The following is a 22,548-nucleotide window of genomic DNA, read 5'->3' on the forward strand; positions in this document are numbered from 1 at the left end:
CTTTTCCCGGCGATACGTCAGAAAACACTGCAACCGGAGCAAGCACTGCATGGAACTCGACTACGAAAGTAAACGCCCGCTGTATATTCCTTATGCGGGTCCGATCCTGCTGGAATTTCCGCTATTGAATAAAGGCAGCGCCTTCACCCTCGAAGAACGTAACGAATTTAACCTCAACGGCCTGCTACCCGAAGCGGTAGAAACCATCGAAGAGCAGGCAGAACGTGCCTGGCGCCAGTTCCTGGATTTTAAAAACAACAACGACAAGCACGTCTATCTGCGCAACATCCAGGACACCAACGAAACCCTGTTCTACCGCCTGCTCGACAATCATCTGGAAGAGATGATGCCGATCATCTACACCCCAACGGTCGGCGCCGCCTGTGAACACTTCTCTGAAATCTACCGTCGCGCGCGTGGCGTATTCATCTCTTATAACAATCGCGACCGCATTGAAGACATGCTGCAGAACGCCACCAAGCAGAATGTCAAAGTGATCGTGGTGACCGATGGCGAACGTATTCTCGGCCTCGGCGATTTGGGTATCGGCGGCATGGGCATCCCAATCGGTAAGCTGTCGCTGTATACCGCGTGTGGCGGCATCAGCCCGGCTTATACCTTGCCGGTGGTGCTGGATGTCGGTACCAACAACCAGCAGCTGCTGAACGATCCGCTCTATATGGGCTGGCGTCATCCGCGTATTACCGGCGAAGAGTACGAAGAGTTCGTCAATGAATTCATTCAGGCGGTGAATCGTCGCTGGCCGAACGTGCTGTTGCAGTTCGAAGACTTCGCGCAGAAAAACGCCATGCCGCTGCTGGAGCGCTATCGCGATGAGATCTGCTGCTTCAACGACGATATTCAGGGCACCGCCGCAGTGACCGTCGGCACCCTCATCGCCGCCAGCCGCGCTGCGGGCAGCCGCCTGTGCGAGCAGAAAGTGGTGTTCCTCGGTGCCGGTTCTGCCGGTTGCGGTATTGCCGAGCAGATCATCGCGCAGATGAAGTCGGAAGGATTGAGCGATGATGAAGCGCGTGGCCGCGTGATGATGGTCGATCGCTTCGGTTTGCTCACCGACAAGCTGCCGAACCTGCTCAATTTCCAGAGCAAGCTGGTGCAGAAGAGTGACAGCCTGAAAGATTGGGACACCAGTAGCGACTCCATTTCTCTGCTCGACGTGGTACGCAACGCCAAGCCGGATATTCTGATCGGCGTGTCTGGCCAACCTGGCCTGTTCACCGAAGAGATCATTCGCGAGATGCACAAGCACACTAAGCGTCCGATTGTTATGCCGCTGTCGAACCCGACTTCACGCGTTGAAGCGACGCCAGCCGACATCATCGCCTGGACTGACGGCGCCGCGCTGGTTGCCACCGGCAGCCCGTTCTCGCCGGTCACCTGGAAAGGGAAAACCTATCCCATCGCCCAGTGCAATAACTCCTATATCTTCCCTGGCATCGGTTTGGGGGTTATCGCTGCGGGCGCCAGTCGCGTGACGGATTCAATGTTGATGACCGCCAGCCGCGCATTGGCCGACTGCTCGCCGCTGGTTAACGATGGCGAAGGTCCGGTTCTACCGGAGATCAAAGACATTCAGGGCGTTTCCAAGCTGATTGCCATCGAGGTGGGTAAAGCCGCGCAGCTGGCGGGCGTGGCGGTGGTGACCTCGGAAGATGTGTTGTCGAAAGCCGTCAGCAACAACTTCTGGCTGCCGCAGTATCGTAATTATCGGCGTACTTCGATCTGATAAATCCGTTGCCGGATCATTTAGATCCGGCAACGTTTAAAAAAACGTCAGCCAACGGGCGTTTACTTGCTTCCCCCGCCCGCCTCAAGTAGCCTTTATCCATTCTGAATTCTGCCAACCGAGTGCCCGCGCGCATGATTAAACGCGTTTTCTTTGGTCTGTTTTTCATCATCTTACTGATGGTGGCGACCGCGCTCGGCCTGGATCGCTGGATCAGCTGGAAAACCGCGCCCTTTATATATGAAGATGTCACCTCGTTGCCACATCGTCAGGTCGGCGTGGTCTTGGGCACGGCGAAGTACTACCGCACGGGCGTTATCAATCAGTATTACCTCTATCGCATTCAGGGCGCGTTGAACGCCTATAACAGCGGCAAGGTCAATTACCTGCTGCTGAGCGGTGATAATGCGCAGCAAAGCTATAACGAACCGATGACCATGCGCCGCGATTTGATCAAAGCGGGCGTCGCGCCGTCGGACATCGTGCTGGATTACGCTGGCTTCCGTACGCTGGATTCGATTGTGCGCACGCGCAAAGTGTTCGATACCAACGATTTCATCATCATTACTCAGCGCTTCCACTGCGAGCGAGCGCTGTATATCGCGCAGCATTTGGGCATTCAGGCGCAGTGCTATGCGGTGCCGTCGCCGAAAAACATGTTGTCGGTGCGTTTCCGCGAAGTGGGTGCGCGTTTGGGTGCGCTGGCGGATTTGTATTTGATGAAGCGCGAGCCGCGCTTCCTCGGCCCGTTAGTGCCGATTCCTGCGGTGCATGAAGTGCCGGAGGATGCGCAGAGTTATCCGGCGGTGACGCCGGAGCAGCTTTTGGAGTTGGAAGAGAAACTGCAGAAGTGATGTTTGCTCCCTCACCCCGGCCCTCTCCCGCGAGCGGGAGAGGGAACCGTGTAGTGCAGGTTTAAGCCAGAATTCGGTCTGCTCCCTCTCCCGCCTGCGGGAGAGGGTTGGAGTGAGGGGAAATCCACTACTTCTTACGTGCGTACTTCAATGAATCCAGCGCCACGGCGAAGATGATAATGCCGCCCTTGATGATGTACTGCCAGTAAGGGTTAACGCCGATGTAGGTCAAACCGTAGTTGATCACGGTGAAGATGATGACACCGGTCACCACGCCCGCCACCGAACCCACGCCCCCGGCAAACGACACGCCGCCGACCACACAAGCCGCAATCGCATCCAGCTCATACATAAAGCCGAGGTTATTGGTGGCGCTGCCGATACGGCCTGCTTCCAGCATCCCGCCGAACGCGTAGAACACGCCAGACAAGGCATACACCAGAATCAGGTTGAACGGCACGTTCACACCAGACACTTTCGCCGCTTCCGGGTTACCACCGATAGCGAAGATATTGCGACCAAAGCGAGTTTTATTCCACAGCACCCAAACAAAGACGATGGCAATCACAGCGTAGAAGGTGATAAACGACAGTTTGAAATCACCAAAACGCAGGAAGCCTTGGGCAAATTTGGAGAAGCCAGGATCGAAACCGGCAATTGGCGATGCACCCACAAAGTCGTAATAGAGCGAGTTGATACCGTAAACGATAATCATGGTGCCCAACGTGGTTATAAATGGCGTTACCTTGAGGTAAGCGATGATCACCCCGTTCACCAGACCAATCACACCGCCGATGATGCACACGGTCAGAATAACCACTGGAATTGGCACGGTATCCAGATGCGGGAACACCTTGTTCGCGTTATCCATTGCCTGCAGCAGCGTAGCTGCCACCACCGCCGCTAAGCCAACCTGACGACCCGCTGAAAGGTCGGTACCCTGCGTGACAATCAAACCGGCCACGCCCAGTGCGATAATAATACGCACCGAAGATTGGGTCAGAATGTTACTCAGGTTCATTAAACTTAAGAAGGTTGGATCCTGGAAAATAATAATTGCCAGCAGTACAAACAGGACAACGTAAATGCCGCCCTCTTTTAACCAGGTTAGCGCATTCTTTTTAGTAGTCGCTTTCATGTTAAAGCCCTTGCTTCATTAAAGGTGTAATGACGCTAAACGCAGGATTTCATTCTGCGAGGTCGTTTTGGTATCAACAATGCCTGCTACCTGGCCATTACTCATCACTAAAATACGATCGGTAATACCCAACAGCTCTGGCATTTCAGAAGAGATAATAATGATGCCCTTCTCTTTCTTCGCCAACTCGGCAATAAGTTGGTAGATTTCGAATTTCGCGCCCACATCAATCCCGCGCGTCGGTTCATCAAGCATCAATATTTCCGGCTGCGTTAATAACCAGCGACCAATAATCACTTTTTGTTGGTTACCACCGGAGAGCGAACCAATTTGCGTATGATGACCCGGCGTTTTCACGCGCATCGAATCAATGACCCATTGGGTATCGCTTTTCATGCGTTTATTATCGAGCAGCCCCATGCTGGATTTATACTTTTTAATATTGGAGATAAGCGAGTTAAAGCCTATATCCAGATACGCATAAATACCGGTGGAGCGACGCTCTTCCGTCACCAGCGCAAAGCCGTGGTTAATGGCTTCGTTGGCGCTGTGGTTATTAATACTCTTGCCGTGCAGCTTAATCGTACCGCCTGACTTCTCGCGAATGCCAAACAGGGTTTCGACGATGTCGGTACGCTTAGCGCCCACCAAACCGGCAATACCAAGAATTTCACCTTTACGCAGATCGAACGAGATATCACGAATCGACGGCTGACGCAGTGAGGTTAAATGGCGCACCTCAAGAATGGTTTCCCCCGGCACGTTGGTTTTGTCCGGGAAGCGCTGGTTCAATGAACGGCCAACCATCATCGAGATGATTTTGTCCATGTCCAGACCTTCCAGCGGCTGGGTGGCGATCCACTGTCCGTCACGCAAAATGGTGATCTCATCACACAGCTGGAATATCTCTTCCATCTTGTGCGAGATATACACAATGCCGCAGCCACGATCTTTCAGCTTACGAATAATCGTGAACAAGTGGTTCACTTCTTTTTCGGTCAGCGATGATGTCGGCTCATCCATAATGACGATTTTGGCATCATAGGAGAAGGCTTTGGCGATTTCGATCATCTGCATCTGCGACACCGATAAGGTGGCAACTTTATCGCGCGGATCGATATCAATATCTAATTCATCAAAGATCGCTTTGGTATCGCGATACATTTTATCCTGATCGACAAACACGCCTTTACGTGGATAACGGCCAAGCCACATGTTATCCATGACGTTGCGTTGCAGAACCAGGTTTAATTCCTGATGCACCATGGAAACGCCATTTTCCAGCGCTTCTTTGGAGCTCTTATAATCAATTTCCTCACCCTGAAACAGGATGCTCCCCGTATCCTTTTTATAAATCCCAAACAGACATTTTAATAATGTAGATTTCCCGGCGCCGTTTTCGCCCATTAATGCATGAACAGAGTGCGGCCGCACTTTTAAATTCACATTATCTAAGGCTTTAACTCCTGGAAATGATTTCGAGACATTCGTCATCTCCAGCAGATATTCACGCTGTGTGGTCGGATTCTCACTGGCCATAATTTACCTGGCTAAATAAAGCGTTGGTCAGATGCAATAAGGCGCGGCGAAATACCGCGCCCAGGATGAATTACTTCACAAACTGCGACAGATTTTCTTTATCTACTGGTACGTAAGGAACACGTACGATTTTGTTGTCCATTTTGAAGTTAGTGCCTGCAGTTGGCTCTTTGCCATTGGCCAGATTGTTAGCAATGTCCAGCGTCGCTTTCGCCTGGTTTTCCGCATCGTTCAACACGGTACCGGCCAGCGCGCCTGATTTCACCAGCGCCAGCGCTTCTGGCAGTGCATCGACACCAAACACCGGAATGCTGGTTTTGTTGTGCGCTTTCAGCGCTTCAACCGCACCCATCGCCATCGCATCGTTATTAGCGATGATCACTTCAATCTTGTTGGCGTTCGGGCCAGAGAGCCAGGCGTCAACTTTGTCTTTTGCCTGTGCGGTATCCCACATCGCGGTATCCATCGCCAGCTGCTGCGTTTTCAGGCCGTCTTTGTTCAGGGTATCGATCACGTATTTAGTACGCGCTTCGGCATCCGGATGGCCCGGCTCGCCTTTCAGCAGTACGAACTGGATGGTACCGTCTTTGTTTAGATCCCAGGCTGGCGTGGCTTTCCAGTGCTTCTCAATCAGCTGACCCTGGATGATGCCTGACTCTTTAGAGTCGGTACCGACGTAATACGCTTTCGGGTAGCTGGCCAGCACTTTGGCGTTAGGTTCTTTGTTGAAGAACACCACCGGCACATCGTTGCCACGCGCTTTATCAATCACCACTGCCGCAGCAGCCGGATCCACCAGGTTGATGGCCAGCGCTTTCACGCCTTTCGCCATCAGCACGTCAATCTGGTCGTTCTGTTTAGACTGGTCGTTCTGGGAGTCATTCATCAACAGCTGAATGCCGCCCAATGATTTTGCTTCTTTCTCAATGTCCTTACGCACCATCGACATGAAGTTGTCGTCGTATTTGTAGATGGTCACGCCAATGCGGGTATCGGCGGCGTGCGCAGTTGCACCAAACATCATGCTGGCAACCAGTGCTGTGAGCGTGAAAACCTTCTTATTCATGGTATCTCCGGTTTTTTATGTAGGGCATTTCATTGCGCTATTTGCCTGCGGGCAAACAGCGCCGTCGGTTGTAAACCTGATAATGGGCGGACGCGTAACGCAAAGCCGGGCCACCATCGCAATCCTGACTTCCCTGTAGGTAAACGCTTCCTGAAGAGTGTTGTGAACTATTTCAATCGGCTACTGAAACCAGCTGGGAAGTGGATTTCCCAGCGTTACATGATGTTTCAGTCCGGTAAGACGCTGCCATCATAGTGAGCGGCATGTTAATTAACTGTGAATGCAATCACAGATTGGAAACGGTTACACTGCGCTATCGCCTGAATTAGTGACCGACTCCACAATTTGCCGCTGGGCGACAGAATGGCGACGCACCAGCGTTGGCATAAAGCAGTGTACAGCCAGCTGATCCAGCTCGCCTGCGGCACCTTTGAGCGCTAATTCCGTGGCGAGTTTCGCCATAGAAACAATAGGATAACGGACCGTGGTTAACTGCGGATCGGTGTAGCGGGAGATGGGAATATCATCAAAGCCAATGACAGAGAAATGCTGCGGAACCTGGATGCCGTTGTCCTTTAAAGCGGTCAATGCACCCGCCGCCATGCCGTCATTGTAGGAAAACACCGCGGTTAAATGTAAGTTACGCCCCAGCAACTCCACCATCGCTGCTTCGCCGCCTTGCATATCAGGTTCAGCATGCGCAATCCATGACTCCTGCGGGCGAATTCCCTGTTCTGACAAGGCCTGCAGCCAGCCTTCACGTCGTTGCGTTACATCCTCAATCGGGTGGCTGGAGCTAAGAAAGCCGATGCGTTGATGTCCCTGTTGTAACAACATGCGCGTGGCTACCTGAGCGCCGGTAACGTTATCCAGGCAGACGCAGCGGTGTTCATAACCGGGAATTGTACGGTTAATCAATACCATACCGGGAACCTGATCCATAAACTGCGTCAGTTCGGCGTCTGAAAGCGTTTTCGCGTGCACCACCAATGCGTTACATCGTTGACGTATCAGCACCTCAATTGCGTTACGTTCTTTCTCTTCCTGATGCCAGGAGTTGCTGATTAACACGTGTTTATGCACGCGCTGCGCCACGGTATCCACCGCTTTCACTAGCGCGCCAAAGAAGGGATCGGAAACATCCATCACCACCACGCCAATGGTGTCACTGATTTGCGTGGCCAGCGCCTGCGCGTTGGCGTTCGGGCGATAGCCTAACGCATCAACGGCGGCCAGCACGGCTTCCCGGGTATCGGCGGTGACTGCACTGCTGTTGTTGAGCACACGCGACACGGTGGCTACTGACACACCGGCCTGACGGGCGACATCACGAATCGTTATCATGCAGCTGTTCCACAGAGTCTGAAAATGCGCGACAAGCGCGTAACGGCGCTATTCTGTCAGGGCATGTGAAACGACTACGTGAATCACGTCACAGCAATGAAAACGGTTACATACAATTCTGCAACCTTTGTGATGAACATCATTATCTGAGCGAGGAGGAAGGATCAGCTTTTCCCGCGGCAAGACGTGTCAGTTTGCGCCAGATCCACTCCATTGGGCCTTGCGGGAAGACGCGCAGCCACAGCACGGAAAACAGGATATTAACCAGCCAGATAGCCGGTACAAAGGCCAGCAGCTGCAGGCGATCGAATCTGAGGAAAAGATCAAAGCGGTAGAACAGCGTGGTGCAAATCAGCGTCTGTAACAGGTAATTGCTCAAGGCCATGCGGCCAACGCATTGAATGGCGTAGCTGACGCGCGTTGACGCAATTTGCGGCCAGAATCCCAGGCAAAGCGCGGCATAACCGAGGCTGATAAACGGACTGGCGAGATCGCGCGGTACCTGCAGGAAAAAGCCGGTCCAGCGGAATTCCCAGCCAATCATCCACTGCGCGGCGATGCCGGGAATGGCGATCAGCCAGCCGATAGTCAGCAGCAGCGCCGCCGAACGGCGATAGTGCTGCACGCTAAATTGCCCGCTGAGCCAGCCGCTGCGCATCAATGCCGCACCCATCAGCATCAAACCCGCCAGTTGCCAGCCATATTGTGATGCCAGTGCCATCAGGCCTGATGACAGATGATCCAGCCGGTTCTGCACCGCTTCCCAACCGCCGAGCAGTTTCCAGTAGCTCTCATACTGCAGGTCCGCCGCACCCGGCAGCCAGGATCGCGTGGGATTGGGGCTGGAGACCGCGCCGAAAATCAGCAGCACGCCACAGCCGACCAGATAGAGTAATGCGCCGGTTTGTAGCAACGCGCGGTCGGAAGGCACATCACGCAGCATGCGCCAGATAATTAGCCCAATCAGGCCATAATCCAGCAGGATGTCGCCTTCCCAGAAAAAGATGCCGTGAATGAAACCGAGCAGCACCAGCAGCGTCAGACGCGCCGACATCCAGCGGCTGCCGCGCGGCGCCTGCATATAAAGGCCGGCACCAAACAGCAAGGCAAACAGCGTGAGGAATTTCAGCTGCGCCAGGCCATCCATGATCGCCCACGTCCAGGCATCAGACGTAGCAGCCTCGCCGCGCCACGCCGGATTGAGATAGGCGGCCGATGGCAACGCAAAGCCGACAATGTTCAGCAGCAAGATGCCGAGAATGGCGCAACCACGAATGAAATCCAGCGCGAGATAGCGTTGCATCGAGTGCCCTGACGGAGAGAGGAAATCGGGCAACAGGCTGTTGCCCAAACAGATTAGCTGTGACGAACCGCGCGCAAAAACTCCTGACGCGTGTTCTGGCTGGATTTGAACAAGCCACCAAGCGAGGTGGTGGTGGTGGCGCTGGTAGCATCTTTCACGCCACGCGCTTTCACGCAGTAATGCACTGCATCAATCGACACCGCAACGTTATTGGTGCCGAGCAGCGTTTGCAGCGCCACCAGCACTTGCTGCGTCAGGCGCTCTTGCACCTGCGGACGCTGGGCAAAGAACTGCACAATACGGTTGATTTTCGACAGGCCAATCACTTTCTCTTTCGGGATATAGGCCACGGTGGCTTTGCCATCGATAATCACAAAGTGGTGTTCGCAAGTGCTGGTCAGCGTGATATCACGCACCGTTACCATCTCATCCACTTTCATCTTGTTTTCAATAACGGTGATTTTCGGGAAGTTGGCGTAATCCAGACCTGAGAAAATCTCATCCACATACATCTTGGCGATGCGGTGCGGCGTTTCCATCAGGCTGTCATCTTCCAGATCCAGGTTCAGCAGCTGCATGATTTGCGTCATGTGACCGGCAATTTCGCGTTTGCGCGCGGCGTCATCCATTTCACGCACCGGGGCACGTAACGGTGTTTCCAGACCACGCGCCAACAGCGCTTCGTGAACCAGGGCGGCTTCCTGACTTAAGGTGCTCATTTACTCTTCTCCGACAGGTGATGCGCCCGCGGGTTTTCGCCCACGGGGGAAATTCTGAGCGCGTATTGTGAAATACTCCGCGCCCTTAATCCAGTAATCATTCTGATAAGCTTTTCATCACGTACGGCGACGTAAAACCAGCATTCCCGCAAGGATTAAGCTGGCGCCCGCTACCCATAGCGCGGGTTCCAGCTGATGCCATAGCATGCTGGAAATCCACGACAGCAGCGGACCGCCCAACTGCCCGACCGCATAACCGGTGGTGAGCAAACCGGCAAGATAGCGCGCATGCTGCGGTGCCAGCTCGCGCCCATATTGCAGCGTCAGCTGCACCACACACAGGAAGCCGCCGCCGATCAGCGCTGCGCCCAGCATCAGGCCATTCAAGCCTGGCAGTACAATCGCGGCGATAACGCCCAGCGCCTGCGCCCACAACACTATGGCCAGCCGCAGATGGCTGCTGCCCCAGTGACGCGTCAGAATACCTAACACGATGCCGATCACCGCCGCGCCACCAAACACCGGCCAGACAAACTGGGCAAACGCGCTGTCAGGAAAACGCGCCGCCGCCATTTGCGACAGAAAAGTGGCGGGCAGAATGTAGCCAAAGCCGGCGAGGCTGTAACTCAGCACCAGGCGCTTGAGATTGCCATTCAGCACCAGCGGCGATGCAGCGTGATCGGGGCGATGTAACTGGCCGGTGCGCGGCAGGAATCGCGCAATCGCGGCAATCAACAACAGCGCCAGCAAACCGTAAGCCGCCCACGCAAAGGCCGCGCTGACACCGCTGGCGTGCAGCGCCACCGCCAGCATGCCGCTGATAAAGATGCCGCTGCCGGGTCCGGCAAACACCGCCGCCAGCAAGCCGGGACGTCCGTGATGATGTAGCTGGTCGCTGGCCCATGCCGCCAGCAACACCATCGCCCAGCCGCTGGCCCAGCCAATCAGGAAACGAATCAGGCCATGTAACCACGGACCGCTGACGCAGGCCGAGAGCAGCGTTAAAATCACTGCGCCCCACACGCCCGCCTGTAAACGCCACTCGACGCGGTTGCGCGCGCGCATCGCATCAAACGAGCCAAACAGATAGCCGAGATAGTTGAGTGCCGCCACCAGACTGGCGCTGGTGAGCGTCAGTTGATGGTCCTGAATCATCAGCGGAACCTGCGGCGTGAAAGCAAATCGCCCAATCCCCATCGCAACCACTAAACTTAAGAACGCGCTAAGCGCGACACGAAACGCCATACCGACCTCAGAATGTTTTATCACTTGTCACTAGCATGCATGACGTTTAAACTCACGGAAAGTGAATAATACTAACCAAGTTGTTTACGAGAAGAGAATATGGATTTAGTACAGCTCCGCATGTTTTGCTCCGTGGCCGAATCCGGTTCGCTGGCGCGTGCCGCCGAGCAACTCCATCGCGTACCTTCCAATCTCACCACGCGTCTGCGCCAGCTGGAAGATGAAATTGGCGTTGATCTGTTTATTCGTGAGAAGCAACGCATTCGCCTGTCGCCGATGGGCCACAATTTTCTTAACTATGCGCAGCGCATCCTGGCATTGAGCGATGAAGCGCTGAACATGGCGCGCGCCGGTGAGCCGGGCGGCAATTTCGCGCTCGGTTCGATGGAGAGCACCGCCGCGACGCGCCTCCCTGCCCTCCTGGCGGCCTATCACCAGCGTTTTCCCGCCGTGGAACTGTCGCTGATCACCAATACTTCCGGTGAAATCATCGACAAAGTGCGGGAAGGCACGCTGGCCGCTGCGCTGGTGGATGGCCCTGTGGCGCACGACGATCTCAACGGCTGCATTGCCTTTAATGAGCAGATGGTGCTGATCACCAGCCCGGAACATGCGCCGATTGCCAGCGCGCGCGATGTGCAAGGCGACACGCTGTTTGCTTTCCGCAACAGCTGTTCCTACCGCACCAAGCTGGAAGCCTGGTATCGCGAAAGCCAGACCGCGCCGAGCAGCGTGATGGAGATACAGTCTTACCACGCGATGGTGGCGTGTGTGGCCGGCGGCGCGGGCGTGGCGATGATTCCCGCCTCGGTGCTGGCACAAATGCCGGCGCGCGCACGCGTGCAGGAACATGCGCTACCGCCTGCTTACCGCGATACCGCCACCTGGCTGATGTGGCGGCGCGATGCGTTTACACCCAATGTGGAAGCGCTGAAATACTTGATTATTGAACTGTTTGACGATCGCCCGGTTAACGACGAGTTGCGGCATCCGCTGCACGTTGCCGAGTGAGTTTCTGTTTTATCGACATCACGACCATCGGGGCCACTTACCCCGCATCTACAGGAAGAGGGATTGCATGAACATGATTAAAACCCGCGCCGCCGTTGCCTGGGCAGCTGGCGAACCGCTGAAAATCGAAGAAGTGGATCTGATGCCACCGCAAAAAGGTGAAGTGCTGGTGCGCATCGTGGCCACCGGCGTGTGCCACACCGATGCTTACACCTTGTCGGGACAAGATCCGGAAGGCGTATTCCCGGCGATCCTCGGCCACGAAGGCGGCGGCGTGGTGGAAGCGGTGGGCGAAGGCGTGACCAGCGTGGCCGTCGGCGACCACGTGATCCCGCTTTACACCCCAGAGTGCGGCAAGTGTAAGTTCTGTCTCTCGGGCAAAACCAACCTGTGTCAGGCGATTCGCGCCACCCAGGGCAAAGGTTTGATGCCAGACGGCACCACCCGCTTCTTCAAAGACGGCAAGCCGATTTTCCACTACATGGGCACCTCAACCTTCTCTGAATACACCGTGGTACCGGAAATCTCGCTGGCGGTGATCAGCAAAGAAGCGCCTCTGGAAGAAGTGTGCCTGCTGGGCTGCGGCGTCACCACCGGCATGGGCGCGGTGATGAACACGGCCAAAGTAAAAGAAGGCGACACCGTGGCGATCTTCGGCCTCGGCGGTATTGGTTTGTCGGCGATTATCGGCGCGAAGATGGCGAAAGCCGGTCGCATCATCGGTATCGATCTCAACACCAGTAAATTCGATCTGGCGCGCAAACTGGGTGCAACCGATCTGATCAACCCGAAAGATCACGATAAACCGATTCAGGATGTGATCGTTGAACTAACCGACGGCGGCGTCGATTTCTCCTTCGAGTGCATCGGTAACGTTAACGTGATGCGTTCGGCGCTGGAGTGCTGCCACAAAGGTTGGGGCGAATCAGTGATTATCGGCGTGGCTGGCGCGGGCCAGGAGATTTCTACCCGTCCATTCCAGCTGGTGACCGGTCGCGTATGGCGTGGTTCCGCTTTTGGTGGCGTTAAAGGCCGTTCACAGTTGCCGGGCATCGTGCAGGATTACCTCGACGGTAAATTCGCCCTGAACGATTTCATCACCCATAACCTGCCGCTGGAAGAGATTAACGACGCCTTTGATCTGATGCATGAAGGGAAATCCATCCGTACGGTGGTGCATTTTACTAAGTAATCAGGAGACGTTATGGCTTCCACTTTGGAGCTGTTAGAAGAGCATCGCATCTTTGGTGGCTGGCAGCAGCGCTGGCGTCATCAGTCGGCCGTGCTGAACTGTCCGATGACCTTCAGTATTTTTCTGCCGCCGCCGCAGAGTGACGCACCGCCGCCGGTAGTGTGGTTTCTCGCCGGATTGACCTGCAGCGATGAAAACTTCACCACCAAAGCCGGCGCCCAGCGCGTGGCTGCGGAGCTGGGTTTGGTGCTGATTATGCCCGACACCAGCCCGCGCGGTGACGATGTGGCGAACGACAGCGGTTACGATCTCGGCCAGGGCGCAGGTTTCTACCTCAACGCCACGCAGCAGCCGTGGGCGGCGAACTTCCGCATGTTCGATTACCTCAGCGCGGAGCTGCCGGAGTTGGTGGCGGATAACTTTAAGCTGAGCGATCGTCAGTCGGTGATGGGTCATTCAATGGGCGGTCACGGTGCGCTGGTGTTGGCATTGCGTCTTGGCGGACGTTTTGCGTCTGCTTCTGCCTTCGCGCCAATCGTCAATCCTACCGAAGTGCCGTGGGGGCAGAAGGCCTTTGCCGCATACCTGGGTGAAGATCGTCAGACGTGGCGTGAATGGGATAGTTGCCTGTTGATGCGTGACGTGGAACAGCGCTTGCCGATTCTGATTGATCAAGGGGATAGCGATCAGTTCCTCGCCGATCAGCTGCGTCCAGAGCGACTGGAAGCGGTGGCGCGTGAGCAAGGTTTCCCGCTGGAGCTACGCATTCAGCCGGGTTATGACCATAGCTACTTCTTTATCGCCAGCTTCGTGGAAGATCATCTGCGTTTCCACGCGAAGCATTTGTTGGTGTGATGGTGCTGGCTGTTCCAGATCCTGCTGGCTGCCCCCCATCCCGGCCTTCCCCCGTAAACGGGGGAAGGAGACGCTGCCACATGCAGCTTCCAAACTCACATATAGCAGCATCTTCCTCCCCCATTAATGGGGGAGGACCGAGGAGGGGGACTGCGTGCACCATATTGGGGGACAGCGTGCACCTACCTAACTACACCAACGTCTCCGCCAGCCCGTCGATCATCACCTGCGGCATGCCGCGAGAGCAGTGCTCGATACGGCCGCGCACGCCATACACCTGCGCCAACGTCTCCGGCGTAATCACCTGCGACGGCTCGCCGTCCGCCAGCAGATTGCCATCCTTCAGCATCAGCGCGTGATCCGCATGACGCAGCGCGATGTTGATATCGTGCACCACCACCACCGTCACAATATTGCGCAACCGGGTTTCACGACGCACCAGATCCATCACGTGGAACTGGTAGTTAAGATCCAGCGCGCTAAGCGGTTCATCCAGCAGCAGAAGTTCCGGACGGCGAATCAGCGATTGCGCCAGACCCACCAACTGCTTCTGCCCGCCCGAAAGCTGATCGAGATAACGCATGGCTAAATGCGCGATGCCGAGCTGCTCGAGTAGATGCATGATCTCCGCTTCGCTCGAGGCGCTGTGCAAGCCACCCGACGCACGCTGCGCCACGATAATCGACTCCAGCACGTGCAGATGCACGCCCGCCGGCAAACTTTGCGGCAGATAAACCACACGCTGCGCCCGGCGCGCAAACGGCTGGCTCATCAGCTCTTCACCGTTCAGCCACAGCTCGCCCTGCCCTTTGCCCAAACCAGCCAGCGCGCGCAACAGCGTCGATTTGCCGCAGCCGTTGGGGCCAAGCAACACGGTGATTTTGCCCTGCGGCAGCTCCGGCACGTTGAGATCGTCAATCACCTTGCGCTTCGGATAACCGGCGGAGAAATGCTTAAGACGTAATCCCTGCTCCATTACACCGTCCCCCGATGACGCAGAATAATGCTGAGGAAGAACGGCACGCCGACCAGCGACGTCACAATTCCCACCGGAATGATCACGCCGGGAATCAGGTTTTTCGACGCCACCGAAGCCAGCGACAGCACCAGCGCACCGACCAGCGCGCTGGCTGGCAGGTAATAGCGGTGATCTTCACCAAACATCATGCGCGCAATGTGCGGCGCGACCAGACCGATGAAACCAATTGGGCCGACAAACGCCACCGCCAGCGCAGAGAGAATACTGATGCGCAGCAGCGTTGCCAGGCGCAGACGGCGCACGTCGATACCAAAACTCACCGCGCGATCTTCGCCGAGGCGCAGCGCGGTCAGCTTCCAGCTGCTAAGCATCGAGAACGGAATCAGGATGGCAAAAGCAGCGGTTAATACGCCGAGCTTTTCCCACGAGGCGCGCGCGAGGCTGCCCATGGTCCAGAACACCAGGCCCTGCAAAGTATCTTCGCTGGCGATGAACTGCATCATTGAGACTAATGCGTTGAAGGTGAACACCAGCGCGATACCAAACAGCACCACGCCAGAGGTCGAAACTTTGGTCCAGCGCGTCACGCCATCCAGCATCAAGGCGGCAAATAGCGCAAACACAAACGCGTTGGCGGAGATAAACCACTGATCCGGCACGCCAGGAATGCCGATACCAAGAACGATGGCCAGCGCCGCACCAAAGGCCGCCGCCGACGAAACGCCGAGCGTAAACGGGCTGGCAAGCGGGTTATTCAGGATGGTTTGCATCTCTGCACCGGCAAGGCCGAGCGAGAAGCCCACCACCACCGCCATCAAGGCGTACGGTAAACGAATATCCCAGACAATCACGCGGGTGCCCGCATCGACCGCATCGGGATGCGTCAGCGTTTGCCATAAGGTGTCGAGGGAGAGCCCAGCCGGGCCGAGGGTGAAATCAAGAATCACTGACGCTAATATCGCCAGCGCCAGCACGCCAATTAACATCAATCGCTGGCGCAGTACCTGACGATAACGCGTCATGGTGTCGGTTTCGAGGCCGTTTTCCGCCAGCAGCGTGGCGTCGGTGGTACGCATTGTTCTACCCGTTTCTTGTCGAAATCATAACGGCAGCCACAATAGTGCAGGTGATAATAATTATCAATTCAATCTGAGTAACAAAATCCAAAACAATGCGCAATAAATTGCGCCGCTACTACACGTGCACCTTATTCGTAGCGGCGCGATTTATCGCGCAAGGGTATGACTACTCTTTAAACGTCGGGAACTCCATCTCGCTGTATTTCACGAAGCGCGAACCGCGTGTCAGCTTGTAGCCCAACCAAATAATCAGGAACAGCGGCAGACCAATATAGGTTGCGGCCACGCCATACCAATCAATGCGGTCAGCAAGGAACGCCTGATAGTTCTGACCCAGTGTGATGATCAAACACAGAATAAAGGCGAAAATCGGTCCCAGCGGGAAGAAGCCCGAACGGTACGGCAAATCGGCAAGATTGTGGCCCTGAGCGATATAACCGCGACGGAAACGGTAATGGCTGATGGCGATACCCAACCAGGCGATGAAACCGGTCATGCCTGAGGTGTTCAGTAGCCACAGGTAAACTTCCTGGTTACCAAATTTCGAGCTCAGGAAGCACAATCCCGCCACCACAGTGGTAGCAATCAGCGCGTTACGCGGCACGCCACCTTTCGAAAGCTTGCCGAAAATGCGTGGCGCTTTACCTTCGCGTGCCAGGTTGAACAGCATACGCGTTGAGGCGTACATGCCGGAGTTACCCGCCGACAGTACTGCCGTCAGAATCACCGCGTTCATTACCGCTGCCGCCGAGAGCAGACCGGCATTCTGGAACACCAGCGTGAACGGGCTGATGGCGATATCGGTGACATCGTTATGCAGCAGCTTCGGATCGGTGTACGGCAGAATCAGGCTAATGATTAGAATAGCGAAGATATAGAACAGCAGAATTCGCCAGAATACCTGACGCACCGCACGCGGAATGTTCTTCGCCGGATCCTCAGATTCACCGGCCGCGATACCGATCAGCTCGGTGCCCTGGAAGGAGAAGCCAACGATCATCGCCACGCCTATCATCGCGGCAAAACCACCGGCGAACGGCGCTTCGCCCACGGTCCAGTTATGCCAGCCGGCGTTTTCTGCGCCGCGCATGATGCCGGTGATCATCAACACGCCAACCACAATAAAGATGATGACGGTGGTCACTTTGATCAGCGAGAACCAATATTCCGCTTCGCCGAAGCCTTTGACTGAGATGTAGTTGAGCAGGAACATCAGGCCAAGGAACAGTGCGCTCCAGATCCAGCCGGGCGTGTCCGGGAACCAGTAGTTCATCACTAACTGTGAGGCGACGAGGTCAACGGCGATGGTCACCGCCCAGTTGTACCAATAGTTCCAGCCCAGCGCGAAGCCGAAGCCTTCTTCAACATATTTTGAACCGTAGGTGGAGAAGGAGCCAGAAACCGGCATAAAGGCCGCGAGTTCGCCGAGGCTGGTCATCAGGAAGTAAACCATCAGGCCGATGAGCGCATAGGAGAGCAGCGCGCCGCCAGGTCCGGCCTGAGAAATGGTGGCACCCGAGGCGACAAACAGGCCGGTACCGATGGAACCACCAATGGCGATCATGGTGAGATGACGCGCTTTTAATTCACGGCGCAATCCAGGTTGTTGTGTTGTTTTTGAGTCATTATGCATGTGTAAACGCTATGCTGGATAAAAATGAGGCGAGATTGTAGCAGCTAGCCCCAAGCTGTATAGCATTCACGTCGGGTTATTAGTTACCTTCATGATCGGCCGGGAATTATTAGCCGCAGCGTGATCAGCGCTGTGATTATTCACGGCAATACGACAGGAAACGGCTTAAAGCTTTGGACACATGCTTCTGTCGATGATGGATGCGATACAGCGTGCGCGTCAGGCGCGGCAATGGGATCGCGACTTCCACCAGCGTGCCGGCTTCCAGCAGATCCTCAATCACCCGCCGCGACAAACAGCTGATGCCCATGCCGTGACGCACCGCGTGTTTAATCGCCTCTGAATTGCCTAACTCCATGCCGAGCTGAAACTGTGGCAGATGCGACAGCAGCAGATAATCAACGATCTCGCGCGTGCCTGAACCGCGCTCGCGTAGAATCCACGGCGCGGCGGCGAGCGCTTCCAGCGTAATCGGCTGCTGCAGGATGGCGGCATCCGGCGCGGCAAACACCACCAGCTCATCTTCCAGCCACGGCTCGCTGATAATATCCAGCTCGTGGCACGGACCTTCGATCAAACCGATATCGACGCGGAAATCCGCCACCGCATTAATTGCATCCTGACTGTTGCCGACGCTCAGCTCCAGCGGCAACGCCGGGAAATCGCGGCGATAGGCGGCGATCATGCCCGGCAGCAGGTAATTACCGATGGTGCTGCTGGCGAACAGGCGAATCGCCCCGTTATCTTCCTTAAACAGCTGTTCGATTTCGCCCGCCTGCTCCATCAAACCCACGGCGCGCGGATAGAGTAAACGGCCATGCTCATTCACCACCAACCGCTTACCGACGCGGTCAAACAGCTGCACACCGAGTTGGTTTTCCAAATCTGCTAACGCGGCGCTCACCGCCGACTGCGACAGCGCCAGCACCTGCGAGGCCTGCGTCGTCGAGCCGCTCTTCAGCACTTCGGTAAACACTTCAATCTGGCGCAACGTAATGTGCATGCGGTTCTCTTTATATTACTTATTCTGGTTAATTATAAATATATTATCAATTTTACTTTTATACCAGCGCAGCGCAGGCTTGAGGCAGAGATTGAATGTTAGAAGGTCGCCAGGAATGGTACCCCTACAGGAGGAAAGTATGGCTGAGTTAAGCGTGAATAAAACCCCGTTTCATCTACATCACTGGCTGCCGGGTTTGCTGTTGACCGTGGCGATTGCCGGTACCGCGGCGTGGTTAAGCAATCAGTCGTGGTTGGCGGGGGCCGGATTCGGTGCGCTGACGTTAGCGATTATTTTGGGCATCGTGCTCGGTAACACCCTTTATCCGCAGATGGCCGGCGCCTGTGACAGCGGCGTAATGCTGGCGAAACAGCGCTTGCTGCGCCTCGGCATCATCCTGTATGGCTTTCGTATTACCGTGCAGCAGATTGCTGATGTCGGTCTTAGCGGCGTATTGATTGATGCGATGGTTCTCAGCTCCACTTTCCTGCTAACCTGTTTTATCGGCATTCGTCTGCTGAAGATGGATCGCGAAACCGTGTGGCTGATTGGGGCGGGCAGCAGCATTTGTGGCGCGGCGGCGGTGCTGGCGAGTGAACCTATCGTTAAGGCTGCGCCGTCAAAAGTGGCGGTGGCTGTTGCGACTGTGGTGCTGTTTGGTACCCTCGGTATCGTCCTCTATCCGCTGCTGTGGTCGCTGCTGCCAACAGTTAGCGCGGAACATTTCGGAATCTTCACGGGTTCGACGTTGCATGAAGTAGCGCAGGTCGTTGCGGCAGGACACGCGATGGGTGCCGAGGCCGAAAACACCGCCGTGATTGCCAAAATGCTGCGCGTGATGATGTTAGCGCCCTTCTTGCTGATGCTGGGAAGCTGGCTGAAACGTCAGCGTAGCCACAACGCACAGCAACAAGCGATTCGTTTTCCCTGGTTCGCGCTGCTGTTTATTGTGGTGGCGCTGTTTAACTCGCTGCATCTGCTGCCTGCCAATATTGTTAGCACGCTGAATCAGCTGGCCAATCTGCTGCTGGCGATGGCGATGGCTGCGCTGGGTTTGACTACGCGCTTCAGCGCCCTGAAACAGGCTGGCTGTAAACCCTTGCTGCTGGGATTGGTGATGTTTGGCTGGTTAATTCTCGGCGGCGGAGCACTCAATGTGCTGGTGCAACATTTCATGGCGTAACCGCATCCGCTATGATGGGCAGCTTTGCAGCAGCAATCGCCCAATCAGGAGAGCGGCATGAAATATATCGGCGCACACGTCAGTGCATCAGGCGGCGTGGACCAGGCAGTTATCCGTGCCCACGAACTCGAAGCCACAGCCTTTGCGCTGTTCACCAAAAATCAGCGCCAGTGGAAAGCCGCACCGCTGTCAGGAGAAGTGATCGATGCGTTTAAAACCGCCTGCGATCGTTACAACTTCACCTCCGCGCAGATTCTGCCGCACGATAGCTATCTGATTAACCTCGGCCATCCGGTGATGGAAGCGCTGGAGAAATCGCGCGAGGCTTTCCTCGATGAGATGCAGCGTGCCGAGCAGTTGGGTTTGACCTTGCTGAACTTCCACCCGGGCAGCCATCTGAAGCAGATTGAAGAAGAAGCCTGCCTGAAGCGTATCGCCGAATCGATCAACATCGCGCTGGATAAAACCAGCAGCGTGGTGGCGGTGATCGAAAACACCGCCGGTCAGGGCAGCAATCTCGGTTTCCGCTTCGAGCACCTCGCCACCATTATTGAGCACGTGGAAGATAAGTCGCGCGTTGGCGTGTGCATTGATACCTGCCACGCCTTTGCGGGCGGTTACGACCTGCGTACCGAAGAAGCCTGCGCCGAGACCTTCAGCGACTTTGAGCGCATCGTTGGTTTCCAGTATCTGCGCGGTATGCACCTGAATGATGCCAAGAGCACGCTGGGCAGTCGCGTCGACCGCCATCACAGTCTGGGCGAAGGCAATATTGGCAAAACCGCGTTTAGCTGGCTGATGAAAGATAAACGTTTTGACGGCATTCCCATGATTCTGGAAACCATTAATCCGGATATCTGGAAGGATGAGATTGCGTGGTTGAAGTCGGAGCAGCAGGGTTAATTATCTGATTAAACAAAAGGGAGCCGCAGCTCCCTTTTTTTATGTCTGACGAAGATTACGCGGCTTTAACCAGCTCTTCTTCCGGACGTTTCAGGATGGCGTAGCCAAGTCCCGCTACCGCAGTACCAATCACAATCGCCAGCAGATAACCCAATACTGGGGTAATCGCGCCTGGAATCAGCAGGACGAACAGACCACCGTGCGGTGCCATCAGTTTCGCGCCAATCGCCATGGAAATCGCACCGGTTACCGCGCCGCCAATGATACAGCACGGCAGCACACGCATTGGATCACGCGCCGCAAACGGAATCGCACCTTCAGAGATGAAGCACAGCCCAAGCACCAACGCCGCTTTACCACCTTCCTGCTGACCTTTGTTGAACTTACGACGCGCAACCAGCGTCGCCAGGCCCATCGCCAGCGGTGGCACCATACCGGCTGCCATAATGGCCGCCATCGGTGCGTAGGTTTGTGAACTCAGCAAACCAACACCAAACGCATAGGCCACTTTGTTCACCGGACCGCCCATGTCGGTACACATCATGCCACCGAGAATCGCGCCCAGCAGCACTGCGTTCGCGGTACCCATATTGGCCAGCCAGGTTGTCAGGCCAGTCATGATGCCCGCCACCGGCTTACCTACCACGTAAATCATCAGTAAACCGGTAATTAAACTCGCCACCAGCGGAATAATCAGAATCGGCTTCAGCGCTTCCATACTCTGCGGCAGTTTCACTTTGCTGCTCAGCATTTTCGCAGCGTAACCGGCAATGAAACCGGCGATGATACCGCCCAGGAAACCGGCGTTAATGCTGGTGGCGATCATACCGCCAATCAAACCAGGCGTCAGACCCGGACGATCCGCAATCGAGAAGGCAATGAAACCGGCTAACACCGGCACCATCAGCGCGAAGGCGCTGCCGCCACCGATCTGCATCAGTGCAGCCGCTAAGGTGCCCGGCTCTTTAAATGCGGTGATACCAAAGGCAAATGACAGCGCGATGCTTAAACCACCGGCAACCACCATCGGCAGCATGTACGAAACGCCAGTCAGCAGGTGACGATAGGCACCGGCTTTCTCTTTGCTGTCGCCCTGTGCGCTGGCAGCCTGATTGCTGCTCGGCTGATAGGTTTTCGCTTCGGCCTGCGCTTTATCCAGCTCCTGCGCAGTTTTCTTCAGCGCCAGACTGGTTGAGGTGCGGTACATCGGCTTACCGGCAAATTTCGCCAGATCCACATCGATATCAGCCGCGACGATCACCAGATCGGCCGCCGCCACTTCTTCTGGGGTAATCGCGTTGCCTGCGCCCACAGAACCACGGGTTTCGACTTTCACCCACCAGCCACGCTTGGTCGCTTCGGCCTGAATAGCTTCAGCAGCCATAAAGGTATGCGCCACGCCGGTTGGGCAGGCGGTCACCGCCACAATGCGTTTCTGTGCAGCGCTCTGCGCAGCTACTGGCGCGGCAGCGGTTGCAGCCGCAGGCTGCCAGGTTTTGGCACTCGCTTTGGCTTGATTGATTGCCGCCAGCGGATCGCGCAGCGCTTGCTGCACATCAACCAGCGCCAGCGATTTACCGGCCAGCTCTGCGTCGTGCGGCATATTGTGGCCAGCAACCAGCACCAATTCTGCTTCGGCGGCATTATCGGTCAGCGTCAGGCCAGCTTGTGCCGCCGTCGCGCGTAAACGTTCCAGCGCCAGATGTCCTGACGCCAGTCCCAGTGAAGAATCTTTTATCAGCAGCGTTTTCATTA

19 protein-coding genes are annotated in these 22,548 nt (G+C 55.8%); 7 read left to right on the forward strand and 12 right to left on the reverse strand.

Going from position 1 to position 22,548, the window contains the following annotated elements; translation table 11 throughout:
- The first annotated feature begins 49 nt into the window (after positions 1 to 49).
- Both PO881_RS12700 and sanA read left to right on the forward strand, forming a co-directional pair.
- Entirely contained in the window at positions 50 to 1,747 is a 1,698-nt protein-coding gene (locus PO881_RS12700; protein WP_101763321.1) for an NAD-dependent malic enzyme, read from the forward strand.
- A 134-nt stretch (positions 1,748 to 1,881) separates the two neighbouring features.
- Positions 1,882 to 2,601, forward strand: coding sequence for an outer membrane permeability protein SanA (gene sanA, locus PO881_RS12705; protein ID WP_008104952.1), 720 nt, complete (start codon positions 1,882 to 1,884; stop codon positions 2,599 to 2,601).
- Between the two features lie 127 nt (positions 2,602 to 2,728).
- Here the strand turns inward: sanA and mglC are convergent, their stop codons facing one another.
- From mglC to PO881_RS12740, 7 genes are all read right to left on the reverse strand, one after another.
- Complete coding sequence (mglC, locus tag PO881_RS12710) at positions 2,729 to 3,739, reverse strand: galactose/methyl galactoside ABC transporter permease MglC (RefSeq protein ID WP_007889502.1); 1,011 nt, start codon at positions 3,737 to 3,739, stop codon at positions 2,729 to 2,731.
- An 18-nt stretch (positions 3,740 to 3,757) separates the two neighbouring features.
- The gene (gene mglA, locus PO881_RS12715; RefSeq protein WP_110866613.1) at positions 3,758 to 5,278 is read right to left on the reverse strand and encodes a galactose/methyl galactoside ABC transporter ATP-binding protein MglA; all 1,521 of its coding nucleotides are present in this window, start codon (positions 5,276 to 5,278) and stop codon (positions 3,758 to 3,760) included.
- A 70-nt stretch (positions 5,279 to 5,348) separates the two neighbouring features.
- Complete coding sequence (gene mglB, locus PO881_RS12720; protein ID WP_101763715.1) at positions 5,349 to 6,344, reverse strand: galactose/glucose ABC transporter substrate-binding protein MglB; 996 nt, start codon at positions 6,342 to 6,344, stop codon at positions 5,349 to 5,351.
- A 303-nt stretch (positions 6,345 to 6,647) separates the two neighbouring features.
- Entirely contained in the window at positions 6,648 to 7,688 is a 1,041-nt protein-coding gene (gene galS / locus PO881_RS12725) for an HTH-type transcriptional regulator GalS (protein WP_280171881.1), read from the reverse strand.
- Positions 7,689 to 7,830: 142 nt separating this feature from the next.
- On the reverse strand, positions 7,831 to 8,991 hold the full coding sequence (gene yeiB / locus PO881_RS12730) for a DUF418 domain-containing protein YeiB (RefSeq protein ID WP_277973814.1): 1,161 nt from the start codon (positions 8,989 to 8,991) through the stop codon (positions 7,831 to 7,833).
- A gap of 53 nt (positions 8,992 to 9,044) precedes the next feature.
- Complete coding sequence (folE, locus tag PO881_RS12735; RefSeq protein ID WP_049852430.1) at positions 9,045 to 9,710, reverse strand: GTP cyclohydrolase I FolE; 666 nt, start codon at positions 9,708 to 9,710, stop codon at positions 9,045 to 9,047.
- A 117-nt stretch (positions 9,711 to 9,827) separates the two neighbouring features.
- A complete protein-coding gene (locus PO881_RS12740; protein WP_280171882.1) occupies positions 9,828 to 10,955 on the reverse strand; it encodes a YbfB/YjiJ family MFS transporter in 1,128 nt (375 codons plus the stop codon).
- 99 nt (positions 10,956 to 11,054) lie between these two features.
- Between PO881_RS12740 and PO881_RS12745 the strand changes: the two genes are divergently transcribed.
- The 3 genes from PO881_RS12745 (at position 11,055) to fghA (ending at position 14,013) form a co-directional block, all read left to right on the forward strand.
- A complete protein-coding gene (locus PO881_RS12745; protein WP_101763711.1) occupies positions 11,055 to 11,966 on the forward strand; it encodes a LysR family transcriptional regulator in 912 nt (303 codons plus the stop codon).
- Between the two features lie 67 nt (positions 11,967 to 12,033).
- Positions 12,034 to 13,158 (forward strand): S-(hydroxymethyl)glutathione dehydrogenase/class III alcohol dehydrogenase, encoded by a 1,125-nt coding sequence (locus PO881_RS12750; protein ID WP_064739274.1) that lies wholly within the window; start codon positions 12,034 to 12,036, stop codon positions 13,156 to 13,158.
- A gap of 12 nt (positions 13,159 to 13,170) precedes the next feature.
- A complete protein-coding gene (gene fghA / locus PO881_RS12755) occupies positions 13,171 to 14,013 on the forward strand; it encodes an S-formylglutathione hydrolase (protein WP_277977214.1) in 843 nt (280 codons plus the stop codon).
- A 190-nt stretch (positions 14,014 to 14,203) separates the two neighbouring features.
- Here fghA and PO881_RS12760 read toward each other — a convergent pair whose 3' ends face one another.
- The 4 genes from PO881_RS12760 to yieE form a co-directional block, all read right to left on the reverse strand.
- Positions 14,204 to 14,989, reverse strand: coding sequence for an ABC transporter ATP-binding protein (locus PO881_RS12760; RefSeq protein ID WP_110866609.1), 786 nt, complete (start codon positions 14,987 to 14,989; stop codon positions 14,204 to 14,206).
- On the reverse strand, positions 14,989 to 16,068 hold the full coding sequence (locus PO881_RS12765) for an iron ABC transporter permease (RefSeq protein ID WP_101763708.1): 1,080 nt from the start codon (positions 16,066 to 16,068) through the stop codon (positions 14,989 to 14,991). Before PO881_RS12765 ends, PO881_RS12760 begins: the two co-directional genes overlap by 1 nt.
- Before the next feature lie 169 nt (positions 16,069 to 16,237).
- Entirely contained in the window at positions 16,238 to 17,704 is a 1,467-nt protein-coding gene (locus PO881_RS12770) for an amino acid permease (RefSeq protein ID WP_101763707.1), read from the reverse strand.
- 136 nt (positions 17,705 to 17,840) lie between these two features.
- Positions 17,841 to 18,707, reverse strand: a complete 867-nt coding sequence (gene yieE / locus PO881_RS12775) for a DNA-binding transcriptional regulator YeiE (RefSeq protein WP_101763706.1) — start codon at positions 18,705 to 18,707, stop codon at positions 17,841 to 17,843.
- A gap of 139 nt (positions 18,708 to 18,846) precedes the next feature.
- Here yieE and PO881_RS12780 point away from each other — a divergent pair, with 139 nt between their 5' ends.
- Positions 18,847 to 19,890 carry a YeiH family putative sulfate export transporter gene (locus tag PO881_RS12780; RefSeq protein WP_280171883.1) on the forward strand — a complete coding sequence of 348 codons (1,044 nt, stop codon included), beginning with the start codon at positions 18,847 to 18,849 and terminating at the stop codon, positions 19,888 to 19,890.
- A gap of 57 nt (positions 19,891 to 19,947) precedes the next feature.
- Positions 19,948 to 20,793, forward strand: a complete 846-nt coding sequence (gene nfo, locus PO881_RS12785) for a deoxyribonuclease IV (protein WP_101763704.1) — start codon at positions 19,948 to 19,950, stop codon at positions 20,791 to 20,793.
- 55 nt (positions 20,794 to 20,848) lie between these two features.
- Here nfo and fruA read toward each other — a convergent pair whose 3' ends face one another.
- Positions 20,849 to 22,546 (reverse strand): PTS fructose transporter subunit IIBC, encoded by a 1,698-nt coding sequence (gene fruA / locus PO881_RS12790; RefSeq protein WP_277973817.1) that lies wholly within the window; start codon positions 22,544 to 22,546, stop codon positions 20,849 to 20,851.
- Between the last annotated feature and the right edge of the window lie 2 nt (positions 22,547 to 22,548).

The sequence above is a fragment of the Pantoea sp. SS70 genome, assembly GCF_029866845.1.
GTDB classification, from domain to species: domain Bacteria; phylum Pseudomonadota; class Gammaproteobacteria; order Enterobacterales; family Enterobacteriaceae; genus Pantoea; species Pantoea leporis.

Excerpts from the sequence above, each read along its gene's own strand:
- yeiB (WP_277973814.1), bottom strand. The coding sequence starts at position 8,991 with ATGCAACGCTATCTCGCGCTGGATTTCATTCGTGGTTGCGCCATTCTC.
- PO881_RS12780 (WP_280171883.1), top strand. The coding sequence starts at position 18,847 with ATGGCTGAGTTAAGCGTGAATAAAACCCCGTTTCATCTACATCACTGG.
- folE (WP_049852430.1), bottom strand. The coding sequence starts at position 9,710 with ATGAGCACCTTAAGTCAGGAAGCCGCCCTGGTTCACGAAGCGCTGTTG.
- PO881_RS12760 (WP_110866609.1), bottom strand. The coding sequence starts at position 14,989 with ATGGAGCAGGGATTACGTCTTAAGCATTTCTCCGCCGGTTATCCGAAG.
- mglB (WP_101763715.1), bottom strand. The coding sequence starts at position 6,344 with ATGAATAAGAAGGTTTTCACGCTCACAGCACTGGTTGCCAGCATGATG.
- galS (WP_280171881.1), bottom strand. The coding sequence starts at position 7,688 with ATGATAACGATTCGTGATGTCGCCCGTCAGGCCGGTGTGTCAGTAGCC.
- nfo (WP_101763704.1), top strand. The coding sequence starts at position 19,948 with ATGAAATATATCGGCGCACACGTCAGTGCATCAGGCGGCGTGGACCAG.
- PO881_RS12765 (WP_101763708.1), bottom strand. The coding sequence starts at position 16,068 with ATGCGTACCACCGACGCCACGCTGCTGGCGGAAAACGGCCTCGAAACC.
- yieE (WP_101763706.1), bottom strand. The coding sequence starts at position 18,707 with ATGCACATTACGTTGCGCCAGATTGAAGTGTTTACCGAAGTGCTGAAG.
- PO881_RS12740 (WP_280171882.1), bottom strand. The coding sequence starts at position 10,955 with ATGGCGTTTCGTGTCGCGCTTAGCGCGTTCTTAAGTTTAGTGGTTGCG.
- PO881_RS12770 (WP_101763707.1), bottom strand. The coding sequence starts at position 17,704 with ATGCATAATGACTCAAAAACAACACAACAACCTGGATTGCGCCGTGAA.
- fruA (WP_277973817.1), bottom strand. The coding sequence starts at position 22,546 with ATGAAAACGCTGCTGATAAAAGATTCTTCACTGGGACTGGCGTCAGGA.
- PO881_RS12745 (WP_101763711.1), top strand. The coding sequence starts at position 11,055 with ATGGATTTAGTACAGCTCCGCATGTTTTGCTCCGTGGCCGAATCCGGT.
- fghA (WP_277977214.1), top strand. The coding sequence starts at position 13,171 with ATGGCTTCCACTTTGGAGCTGTTAGAAGAGCATCGCATCTTTGGTGGC.
- mglC (WP_007889502.1), bottom strand. The coding sequence starts at position 3,739 with ATGAAAGCGACTACTAAAAAGAATGCGCTAACCTGGTTAAAAGAGGGC.
- PO881_RS12700 (WP_101763321.1), top strand. The coding sequence starts at position 50 with ATGGAACTCGACTACGAAAGTAAACGCCCGCTGTATATTCCTTATGCG.
- mglA (WP_110866613.1), bottom strand. The coding sequence starts at position 5,278 with ATGGCCAGTGAGAATCCGACCACACAGCGTGAATATCTGCTGGAGATG.
- PO881_RS12750 (WP_064739274.1), top strand. The coding sequence starts at position 12,034 with ATGAACATGATTAAAACCCGCGCCGCCGTTGCCTGGGCAGCTGGCGAA.
- sanA (WP_008104952.1), top strand. The coding sequence starts at position 1,882 with ATGATTAAACGCGTTTTCTTTGGTCTGTTTTTCATCATCTTACTGATG.